The 8,764-nt window shown below is 66.4% G+C and carries 12 protein-coding genes and 1 pseudogene; 10 read left to right on the top strand and 3 right to left on the bottom strand.

The window, feature by feature from the left end; all coding sequences use genetic code 11:
• From AS156_RS33540 to AS156_RS33515, 6 genes are all read left to right on the top strand, one after another.
• Positions 1 to 348: Rab family GTPase (locus tag AS156_RS33540; RefSeq protein ID WP_082747892.1), on the top strand; the 348-nt coding region annotated here is incomplete at its 5' end.
• Positions 349 to 656: 308 nt separating this feature from the next.
• Positions 657 to 1,061: a DUF3597 domain-containing protein gene (locus AS156_RS33535; RefSeq protein WP_066513646.1), complete on the top strand. Its 405-nt coding sequence runs from the start codon at positions 657 to 659 to the stop codon at positions 1,059 to 1,061.
• Between the two features lie 188 nt (positions 1,062 to 1,249).
• The gene (locus AS156_RS33530; RefSeq protein ID WP_066513645.1) at positions 1,250 to 1,474 is read left to right on the top strand and encodes a hypothetical protein; all 225 of its coding nucleotides are present in this window, start codon (positions 1,250 to 1,252) and stop codon (positions 1,472 to 1,474) included.
• Positions 1,475 to 1,567: 93 nt separating this feature from the next.
• Positions 1,568 to 1,852 (top strand): hypothetical protein, encoded by a 285-nt coding sequence (locus AS156_RS33525; protein ID WP_136626577.1) that lies wholly within the window; start codon positions 1,568 to 1,570, stop codon positions 1,850 to 1,852.
• 57 nt (positions 1,853 to 1,909) lie between these two features.
• Complete coding sequence (gene mscL, locus AS156_RS33520; RefSeq protein WP_066513643.1) at positions 1,910 to 2,329, top strand: large conductance mechanosensitive channel protein MscL; 420 nt, start codon at positions 1,910 to 1,912, stop codon at positions 2,327 to 2,329.
• 53 nt (positions 2,330 to 2,382) lie between these two features.
• Positions 2,383 to 2,562, top strand: coding sequence for a hypothetical protein (locus tag AS156_RS33515; protein ID WP_066513642.1), 180 nt, complete (start codon positions 2,383 to 2,385; stop codon positions 2,560 to 2,562).
• A gap of 26 nt (positions 2,563 to 2,588) precedes the next feature.
• On the opposite strand, the gene AS156_RS33510 is transcribed toward AS156_RS33515, so the two are convergent.
• Positions 2,589 to 3,599, bottom strand: a complete 1,011-nt coding sequence (locus tag AS156_RS33510; RefSeq protein WP_066513641.1) for a DUF3280 domain-containing protein — start codon at positions 3,597 to 3,599, stop codon at positions 2,589 to 2,591.
• A gap of 206 nt (positions 3,600 to 3,805) precedes the next feature.
• On the opposite strand from AS156_RS33510, the pseudogene AS156_RS45275 reads away from it, so the two are divergent.
• The 3 genes and pseudogenes from AS156_RS45275 to AS156_RS33500 all read left to right on the top strand — a co-directional run.
• Positions 3,806 to 4,410 (top strand): annotated as a pseudogene (locus AS156_RS45275) (histidine kinase); the annotation flags it as partial.
• A 1-nt stretch (position 4,411) separates the two neighbouring features.
• On the top strand, positions 4,412 to 5,215 hold an 804-nt coding region (locus tag AS156_RS45270; RefSeq protein WP_245313189.1), incomplete at its 5' end, for a sensor histidine kinase.
• A 20-nt stretch (positions 5,216 to 5,235) separates the two neighbouring features.
• The gene (locus AS156_RS33500; protein WP_066513697.1) at positions 5,236 to 5,874 is read left to right on the top strand and encodes a response regulator; all 639 of its coding nucleotides are present in this window, start codon (positions 5,236 to 5,238) and stop codon (positions 5,872 to 5,874) included.
• A 20-nt stretch (positions 5,875 to 5,894) separates the two neighbouring features.
• On the opposite strand, the gene AS156_RS33495 is transcribed toward AS156_RS33500, so the two are convergent.
• Entirely contained in the window at positions 5,895 to 6,719 is an 825-nt protein-coding gene (locus tag AS156_RS33495) for a class I SAM-dependent methyltransferase (protein ID WP_136626576.1), read from the bottom strand.
• Entirely contained in the window at positions 6,706 to 7,170 is a 465-nt protein-coding gene (locus AS156_RS33490; RefSeq protein WP_066513639.1) for an Rrf2 family transcriptional regulator, read from the bottom strand. The genes AS156_RS33495 and AS156_RS33490 overlap by 14 nt, the downstream gene beginning before the upstream one ends.
• A 163-nt stretch (positions 7,171 to 7,333) precedes the next feature.
• On the opposite strand from AS156_RS33490, the gene AS156_RS33485 reads away from it, so the two are divergent.
• Positions 7,334 to 8,764, top strand: a 1,431-nt coding sequence (locus AS156_RS33485) for a tetratricopeptide repeat protein (RefSeq protein WP_066513638.1), incomplete at its 3' end; no start/stop codon positions are given.

Genomic DNA, 8,764 nt, shown 5'->3' with positions numbered 1-8,764 from the left:
GAGCCGATGCGGCTCGTATTGTGGGACACCGACGGCGACTTCGGCACGCAGATCTTCGACACCGTCTATGTCACCGGCGCATCGGCTGCGATCATCGTCTCCGACGTCACGCGTCCGCAAACGGTGACCCGGATGGTCGAGCTGGTCCGCGGCTTCGAGGCCAGGTTTCCGGGCCGGCCCTACAAGGCGCTGCTCAACAAGATCGACCTTCCGGAAGCCGCGGGAAGCGCAAGCGCGATCGGAGAGCTCGCGAAGTCGAGCGTCAAATCGGTGAGCGCCAAGACCGGAGCCGGCATTGCGGAAAGCTTTGCCGAACTTGCGCAGACCATTCGTCGCCGTCAGCTCTGATCGCATCATCGAAGCATCGTCGCGCCGCGCGCGCAGCGCACGGCGGTGTCAGCCGCCCCGACTTCTCGGGGCTGGCGAATCGGGCCGGGACGGCTGACTTCACCGCGCGTGGGGCGCGCGATGAATGGATATCGACGTGGGGTTGATTCGTAACCGCACGCTCCATGGGCAAATTGCATCACGCCGCCCAGCCTTTCGAAAGTGACGAAGGTCATCTTCCGCCCCTCAAACCCGCTGCCTATCGTCCGCCCCGTCACTGGATCCAGGCACGAGACCGACGGTGTCTCGGGCGAACGGAGTGAAAGATCATGAGCGTTTTTGGAAGCATCATGGGCGCAATCTTCGGCCACGGTTCTGCCCAGGCCAAGACCCCTGCAACAGCAACGACCGCGGCACCCGAAGCGACACCGACGGCTTCACCTGCGCCGGCCGCACCTGACGCGCCCGCGCCGCAAACGGTCGATGTCGCCGCGATCGTCGACAAGGCCGTGGCTGCCACGGGCGAGCGGCTCGACTGGCGAAGCTCGATCGTCGACCTGATGAAGGCGCTCGGCCTCGACAGCAGCCTCGCCGCGCGCAAGGAGCTCGCGAAGGAATTGAATTACACCGGCGACACCAACAACACCGCCGCGATGAATGTCTGGCTGCACCAGCAGGTGATGGCCAAGCTCGCCGCCAACGGCGGCAAGCTGCCGAGCGATTTGAAGGTCTGAAGCGCGATCCGGACAAGCCCGTAGCGGCTGTCCGCACCGATCATGTTCAAACAAGCGGCTGAAGCGCGATAACGATCCATCCCGATCACATCGCGCTTCGGCGATCTGCACCGAACCTGTGCGAAGCGCGCTTGCGCAAGATGAGAGGCTTCGCACGCATCACCGGAAATGACATGGGAGAGCGGGAAATGGCAAAGGCACGCGCAAAGGCACGCAAGGGTCTCGACGGCCGTCATCGCGACAAGACGGGCCGCATCGAGCGCAAGCACGGCAACACCACGGTCGCCGCGCTGCGCAAGCAATACGGCGAGAGTTTCGCCGAAGGGCGCCGCAAGGACACGATGCTCAAGACCCTGCTCAAGGAGACGGGCTCGAGCTCGCTGCATGAATATCTGCGGCATCACCACAGATAGGCCTGCGCGAAGCCCCGGAACGTAGCGGCTGCTGCGAACCGTTGCGCGTCCGCCTGTCACCCAAGCCCTTGTATTCGTGAGGATCAGTTTGCCATGGCTCCACGTCATGTCGCCACCATGAGCAGGCTATGCTCTGCCGGCCGAATTGCCGTGAATTCGACCGCCTCGAGGACAGCATTGGTCGCTCTCGCGCTCGGTGTCTGCGCGTCCGTCGCGCACGCCGACAATACGGACGACAAGCCGCGGCAGCCCGACGCGAATGTTCAGCGCACCGCGCAGAGTCTGCCGCCGGCCCGGGTCATCCTGCCTGCGCCGTGGGAGCCGGCCGCACCCGTCCGTCCTGCCGCCACGCCGGCCGTATCGACCGACCGCAAATAGTTCGACCATCCTGTACGTATCAGTTGCACCAGCATCCAGCTTTTCAGAGGAGATCACATGCTGAAGGAATTCAGGGAATTTGCCATGAAAGGCAACGTCGTCGATCTCGCCGTCGGCGTGATCATCGGCGCTGCGTTCGGCGCCATCGTCAGCTCGATGGTGGCCGACGTCATCATGCCGATCATCGGCGCTATCACCGGCGGGCTGGATTTCTCCAACTACTTCACCGCGCTGTCGAAGTCGGTGACCGCGACGAACCTGGCCGATGCCAAGAAGCAGGGCGCGGTGCTGGCCTGGGGCAATTTCCTGACGCTGACGCTCAATTTCCTGATCGTCGCGTTCGTCCTCTTCATCGTGGTGCGCCTGATGAATCAGCTCAAGCGCGAGGCGCCCGCGGCACCGGCCGAGCCGCCGAAGCCGACGAAGGAGCAGGAGCTGCTCACTGAAATTCGCGACCTGCTGAAGGCGCGTGCATAGCTGAGATCATCGATCGGGGCATTCTGCGAAACGTCCAGCTCTGGAGAAGTATCATGCCAGAACAGGTCAAGTTGCCCCGCAAGCTTTCTCAGGAACCGGGTGCGCCGGCGCAGCACCGGCCGAGCCATCAGCGCGTGATCGAAGAACTCGATCGCTGGGCCAACAGCTCCGGCCTGCAGCCGCCGACGGAAGACGAGACGAAGGGCGACCGCAAAGCGCGGTCGCGCAGGTGACGGGCCGGGCGCCAATGTCGCAATGCTCAGCGCGAGGCTGGAGCAACCGGCGCGCCCGGCGCCGGTGTGAGTTCGGTTGCCTGTGCCGGCTCCAGCAGCCGGTCGCGGATCAGCCGCGTCGCGCCGCGGCTCCACGAATAATTCGCGCCCATCCGCAGTCCGCTGCTGCCTGACGCAACGACGTTGCCGGTGCCGGCGTCACGCAGCTGGAACCGCACCAGATATTCCATGCGGCTGATCCGCACGATCACTCCGATCAGTGACTGATCCGCGCCCAGTTTGCGGGCGATGCCGGCGTCGCATCCGCCGCAGTCGTGGATTGCTCCCGGCACCGCAGCATCCGTCTTGGTGCCGTCGACGGGGATCACGACATAGCGCCCGGATTGCCCCAGCATTTGCCTGACGGCGACGGTCGTGTTGGCGAGTTCGGCATTGTCGGTGGTCGTCTCCGCGCTGGCCGCGCTGCCGTCCTCGAGCTCGAAATTGAACGATGCGAGCTTGACCGGCGCTGATGCCGCCTGCTGTCGTGTCGACAGCGCCTCGCGGATTTCGCGCGACACGAATGCCTCGGCACGTTGCCATGCCCCGTCATTGTCGCCGCGGAACGTGTAGAGCTTCTCGAACAGGATCCGGTTCCCGTCGAGGTCGACGGCGCGCACCCGCGCCCATTGCACCAGTGTGCTCATCTTCTGCACGAGACCGACGATCAGGATGTTCGCACCGCCTTGCGAAGCCGCGTGCAGCCGCTCGGCCGTCAGCGGTGCATCGGCCTCGCAAGTCGAGCCGCAGGAGGAGGGGACGAGGCGATAGAGCGGGTCCGCCGCGACGTCGCGCTTGAGCGCCGCTGTGAATGCCGTGAGGCGCTCCTGGTGCGAGGCAGTCTGGTCGGTCGGCTCGCCTGACGTGTCGATATAACCGAAATCCTGGATCTCCACGCCCACGCGCCCTGCCGCAAGCGCGCCGGGGCAGGCATGGCTGAAGCCGAAGAGAAATCCGGCGAGAACGAGTGTTTGCAGCGCGGGGCGGGAACGGGGCATGGCAGCGGACCTGTCGTGGCGGGTGAAATAGTCGGGGCAGGCTAGCCGGAGTGGACGGCCGGTCGCAGCCGACGCCGTCCCGCGCGGGGCCGGGAAATTTTCACGACGTTGCCGCGGTCCGAGCCGCGGCGCTTCCCGTCGGGCGGGTTGGGCCGCTAGATTGGCGAGGAGATGCCTCAGGGTCAGCCGAGCAAGGACGGCCGCCGATGCAGATGTTTCCGGGAAGCGATCTGAAACTCCGCCTGACATTGCGCGTGATCGCGGCGTCGGCGCTTTGCTTTGCCGCCGTATCGGCCTTCTTCCTGGTCGATGGCGAGCGATCGATGCGGGCGAGGCTGGATGCGATCGCCTCGGTCACCGCGCGAACGCTTGAACTGCAGCAGAACAAGACCCAATGGATCAGCCAGCCGGGCTCGCGCTTTCCCGATCTTCAGGAGATCGCCGGATCGGTGATGACGCCGGGCCTGTGCATCGCCTATCGCGGCACGGACGGCGCGATCGTGCAACGCGTCTGCGGCGGGCCGCGGAGCGAAGCAGCCGATGCGCCGCGGCCTTTCTCCATGGTCTATCGCAAGCTGTTCGATCCCGGGCGCGAAACGGTCCGGCCGGTTGTCTCGCGCGGCAGCGAGGTCGGTGAGGCGGTGGTCTCGGTCGATCCGGCGACGCTTGCGTCGGAGGCCTGGCAGGGGGCGGGGCGCGTGATGGTCGCGCTCGCGCTCGCGCTGCCGCTATTGGGTGCGCTCGTCTATGCCGCGCTCGCGCGCGCGCTCCGCCCCACGCGCCTGATCCGCAGCGGTCTGGAACGGATCGCNCCGCCGATCGATCTCGCGGAACTCTCCGCCATCCGCGACGTCTTCAACCACCTCGCCGAGCGCCTCGGTACCACGCTCGCGGAACGCAACGAACTGACGCGACGATTGATCGCCCTCCAGGATGACGAGCGCCGGCAGCTTGCGCGCGAGCTGCACGACGAATTCGGGCAGTCGCTTGCCGCGGTTCGTGCACTGGCGGCATCCGCCCGGCAGAGCGCGGCGCAGGATTGTCCGGCCATCCTGCCCGAGTGCGACGGCATCGCCCGGACGGCGGCCGACATGATGGAGCGGCTGCGCGGCGCACTGTTCCGGTTGCGCCCGCCCGACGTCGAGCAACTCGGCCTCGCCGCAAGCCTGGAAGGCCTGATCGCCGGATGGAACGGCCGCAGCCGCGGGCAGACCCGGTTCGATATCAGCCTGTCCGGCATCTGCGACGCCTTGCCGGCTGACCTGGCGGCCAACCTCTATCGCATCGCGCAGGAGGCGATCACCAACGCGGCCAAGCATGCGGGCGCAAGCCGGATCGGCCTCACGGTCGCGGTGCGCGATCCGCAGGGTGAGCCAGGCAACGGCATGCGTGGGGAAATCGAGCTGACGGTGGAGGACGACGGTCAACGATCCGATCACCCGACCGGATCCGGAATGGGTCTGCTCGGCATGCGCGAGCGTGTGGCGGCGCTTGGCGGCGGGCTCAGCTTCGACGCGAGGCAGGGTGGCGGCTCAGTCCTGCGCGCTGTGATACCGGCCGTGGTGACGATGGATCGATCGGATGCCGGCGACATGGTGACGGAGCGCGCGGCGTGAAAGATTCGGCCGCCGCTGTCATGCTGGTCGACGATCATGCGGTCGTCCGCGAGGGCTATCGCTCCGTGCTGCAGAAGCAGCCGGGATTGCGGGTCGTCGCGGAGGCATCCGACGGTGCCGAGGCCTATCGGCGGTTCAAGGAGGTCAAGCCCGACCTCGTGATCATGGATCTCGCGATGCCCGGCATCGGCGGCATCGAAGCGATCAGGCGTATCCGGCAATGGGATCGCAATGCCCGGATCCTGGTCTTCACCATGCATCAGAATGCCGCCTTCGCGGTGCAGGCGATCCGCGCCGGCGCGCGCGGCTACGTCACCAAGACCAGTCCACCGGAGACGCTAGTGCAGGCCGCCATGGACGTGCTGGCCGGCCGGATCGCGATCAGCCCGGATATCGACCACGAGCTGGCACTGAGCCGGCTTGGCGGTGAAGTCGTTGCAGCCGACGTGCTGTCGCCAAGGGAGTTCGAGGTGCTGCGCATGCTGCTCGCCGAACGCAGCAGCGACGAGATTGCCGATACGCTCCACATCAGTCCAAAGACGGTCGCCAATCTCCACTACCTGATCAAGACCAAGCTCGGCGTCGACTCCGACATCGAGCTGGTCCGGCTCGCGATGCGGCAGGGGATTCTCTCTCAAGGTGATTGGGGAGAGGCCTGATCTTGCACCGGGCGAACCGGCTATGACGGCCGCCGCCGCGCCGTTGCGATCAGGGCCGTTGACGGAATCCGGAACACGTCGCCGACGCGTCCGCGTTCAACCTCTGCCGCGAACTCGCGCACGACCGCCGCGCGCTGCTCCTCATTCAGCACGCGCCATTGCGGGCCGAACTCGAACAGGCGGTCAGCCCCCTTGTCATCCCCGACATTGAGGATGGAGTCGTGGCTGACCTCCCTGATCGTCGGTTCGGTGAATCCGGCGGCGATAACGGCCGCGGCGAGGCGATCGGCGTCGGCCAGCTCGGTGAGGCCGGTTGCCGGCGATTGGCCGACAATATCCGGATAGAGCGTGCGGATGATCCGCGACACCATGAGATGCACCGCGGCGCCGTCCGGGCTCTTCCAGACCGCGATCGCCGCCGATCCGCCCGGCCGCGTCACGCGCGCCATCTCGCGCAGTCCCGCGCGCCAGTCCGCAAACAGCATCACGCCGAACACCGACATCACCGCATCGAACGCGCCGTCCGGGAGGTCGAGCGCCTGGCCGTCCATCTGCCGCGCATCGATATTCGCGACACCATAGGCGCGGACCAGTTGCACCATCCCGGCGGAGAAGTCGATCGCGGTGACCCGCGCCCCGGTGCGCGCGGCGGACAGTGCCGCAGCGCCGGTGCCGGTCGCGACGTCGAGCACGTTCGACGACGGGCCGATCGCGAGCGTTGCCACGGCAGCGTCGGCGAAGTGCGCGGTGAACGGTTGCGCCTGCGCTTCGTAGATGGCGGCCATCTTGTCCCACAATGCGGGATCGTCGAACCGCATCTGATTCGCCTGCTCACCTTGCTGCATGAACCTGATCCTCGATGCTCTGCCGGTGTTTCGCCAACCGGCGCTTGAAGTCCCTGGCGAGCGCCTCGAGTGTCACGGCGCCGAGCCGCTTGAGGAAGATCGCCTCGACCTCGCGAAACGTATCCCCGAGCGCATCATTGACAGCCTGTTCGACCAGGCAGCCGGGGTTATCCGAGCGATGGCCCATCGCGACGATGGTGGGCGCTCCGACGGCGCGATAGATGTCCGCGAGCGTGATGTCGGATGGCTCGCGCGCCAGCGTCCAGCCGCCGCCATGGCCCTTCTCGGAACGGACGAGGCCTTGCTCGCGCAGGCCTGCCATGACGCGGCGGACGACGACCGGGTTGGTCGCCATCGCCTGGGCCAATTGCTCTGAAGTGACTGGCTCGCCGGCTCCGATCATGTGGAGGAGGCCATGCAGCACGCTCGACAGACGGCTATCGCGTATCATGTAACTTTACATGTTACATGATGAGGCGTGTGTCAAGGGCGGGCGTGAATATAGTTCTGACGCGGAAATTCGCGTGCCGGAATCGGTGCGGTTGTCCGTTAAACCCTCATCGGGGTTCTGACGGGTTGGGGGCGGTATCGTGGTCGGTGCGGCGGTTGATCGGATGTTGCAGGATGCGGTTGCGCATTATGGCGCGGGCCGCGCGAACGAGGCCGATGGGTTGTGCGGCGACATCCTGACCGCCCATCCCGATCACATCCCGGCGCTGCATCTGTCGGCCGTCATCGCCTTCGTCACCGATCGCGCCGCCGAAGGCGCCGTGCTGCTGAATCGGGTGTTCAGCCTCGATCCCCACCACGGACCGGCCTTCGCGACGCTCGGCGACGCGCTCGCCGTGAAAGGTGAGCACGAGGGCGCGGTCGAGGCGTTCCAGCGCGGCGTGACGTTGCGGCCACACGATGCCGGCCTGCATATCAAGCTCGGCGTCGCGCTGTGCGACCTGTCGCGCCTTGCCGAGGCCGAAGCAGCATTCCGCTGTGCGATCGCACTCGATCCCGGCTTGACGCGGGCACGCTTCAACCTCGCCGTCGCGTTGGCCGGCCAGGAGCGGCTGGTCGAGGCGGAGCAGGCCTATCGCGAGGTGATCGCGCGCGATCCCGCCTATCGCGGCGTCTGGCTCAACCTTGGCAATGTGCTCGCCGATCGACGCCAGTTCGACGCCGCGGTTGCGGCCTATCGTCGTGGGCTCAGCATGGATCCGGACGATGCCGGACTGCATTGCAGCCTTGGCGCGGCATTCTATCGCCAGGGATGTCGCGAGGATGCGATCGTCCACTACCGCCGCGCGACAGAGCTCGATCCGGAAAACATCGCGGCGCCGCGCCTGCTTGCACTCGTGCTGCACGAGGAAGGCCAGCGCGAGGAGGCGGCCCGGCTCTACCGGCTGGTCTCTGCCCGCGATCCCAGCGACCACGTCATCTTCAGCAATCTCGGTGCCTGCCTGTTCGAGCTCGGACAGCTCGATGAAGCGATCGGCTGCTGCGAGCTCGCGCTGGCGCTCAAGCCGGACTACGCCTCCGCGCATACCAATCTCGGTATCATCTTCGAATCGCAGAACCTGGTCGACGCCGCGGTTGCCGCACACCGTCGCGCGATCGAGGTCGATCCGGATTACGCCAAGGGACACGCCAATCTCGCCGTCGCGCTACGCAATGCCGGCGAGATTGACGAGGCGCTGGTCCACTCCCGCCGCGCCATCGCGCTCGATCCCGACCAGCCGCCGGCGCACTACAATCACGCGCACTTCCTCCTGATGAACGGCGAGTTCGAGGAGGGCTTCGAGGAGTATCGGTGGCGCCGCAAGTGCAAGATGCTGGTCGACGGCGACCCTGTCTTCAGCGAGCCGGAATGGCAGGGCGAGCCGCTCGGGGGCCGTACGCTGCTGCTGTTCGCCGAATATGGGCTCGGCGACGCGCTGCATTTCGTCCGCTATGTGCCGATGGTGACCGCGATCGGCGGCGGCCCGATCGTGCTGCAGGTGCAGCCCGCGATCGCGGCGCTGCTGCGGCCGATGCTGCCTGATGTCACGGTGGTC

It is taken from the genome of Bradyrhizobium macuxiense (genome assembly GCF_001542415.1).
Taxonomy (GTDB): Bacteria; Pseudomonadota; Alphaproteobacteria; order Rhizobiales; family Xanthobacteraceae; genus Bradyrhizobium; species Bradyrhizobium macuxiense.
This window is presented reverse-complemented; position numbering and strand designations above follow the sequence as displayed.

Coding starts and splice junctions, on each gene's coding strand:
- AS156_RS33500 (WP_066513697.1), top strand. CDS start 5,236: ATGCTGGTCGACGATCATGCGGTCGTCCGCGAGGGCTATCGCTCCGTG.
- AS156_RS33535 (WP_066513646.1), top strand. CDS start 657: ATGAGCGTTTTTGGAAGCATCATGGGCGCAATCTTCGGCCACGGTTCT.
- AS156_RS33515 (WP_066513642.1), top strand. CDS start 2,383: ATGCCAGAACAGGTCAAGTTGCCCCGCAAGCTTTCTCAGGAACCGGGT.
- mscL (WP_066513643.1), top strand. CDS start 1,910: ATGCTGAAGGAATTCAGGGAATTTGCCATGAAAGGCAACGTCGTCGAT.
- AS156_RS33490 (WP_066513639.1), bottom strand. CDS start 7,170: ATGATACGCGATAGCCGTCTGTCGAGCGTGCTGCATGGCCTCCTCCAC.
- AS156_RS33525 (WP_136626577.1), top strand. CDS start 1,568: ATGGCTCCACGTCATGTCGCCACCATGAGCAGGCTATGCTCTGCCGGC.
- AS156_RS33510 (WP_066513641.1), bottom strand. CDS start 3,599: ATGCCCCGTTCCCGCCCCGCGCTGCAAACACTCGTTCTCGCCGGATTT.
- AS156_RS33530 (WP_066513645.1), top strand. CDS start 1,250: ATGGCAAAGGCACGCGCAAAGGCACGCAAGGGTCTCGACGGCCGTCAT.
- AS156_RS33495 (WP_136626576.1), bottom strand. CDS start 6,719: ATGCAGCAAGGTGAGCAGGCGAATCAGATGCGGTTCGACGATCCCGCA.